The 396-nt window shown below is 69.9% G+C and carries 1 protein-coding gene; it reads right to left on the bottom strand.

Translation table 11 applies throughout. The features are described from left to right. Positions 1-201 precede the first annotated feature (201 nt). Positions 202-396, bottom strand: a 195-nt coding sequence (locus tag ADL29_RS10290; RefSeq protein WP_157878437.1) for a hypothetical protein, incomplete at its 5' end; no start/stop codon positions are given.

Genomic DNA, 396 nt, shown 5'->3' with positions numbered 1-396 from the left:
ACGGTGACGTGCGTGGTCAGGGGCTACTACCGGGAGACGCGAGACGGCGGACGGGAATGGGTCGAAGAGTCGCCGAGCCCGTGCCCGTGTGGTGGCCGGTGGATGCCGAGATGGGGTGCCTGCCCCGGCTGCGGGTGGATGGGCCGCCAGTGGTTGTGCTCCGACTGCGCCACCGTCGTGATCGACCCCGAACATGGGTGCTCAGCACCGAAACTCCCGGCGTAGCTCGGCGATGTCCCGGGCCAGTTGGCGTCCCAGGTCAGTGGCCGGCGGCTCCTCTCGGTACGCCCGGTCCATCGTCGTGATCAGGCCACACCACCGCTGCTCCGACTCCCGAGCCGCCCGATCAGCGATCAGCACCGCCGCGCCGGCCATCGCCAGCATCGACACCAGGAT

Source organism: Streptomyces chattanoogensis (assembly GCF_001294335.1).
Taxonomy (GTDB): domain Bacteria; phylum Actinomycetota; class Actinomycetes; order Streptomycetales; family Streptomycetaceae; genus Streptomyces; species Streptomyces chattanoogensis.
Note: the sequence above shows the minus strand (reverse complement) of the source record. Positions and strands in the feature narration are given on the sequence as shown.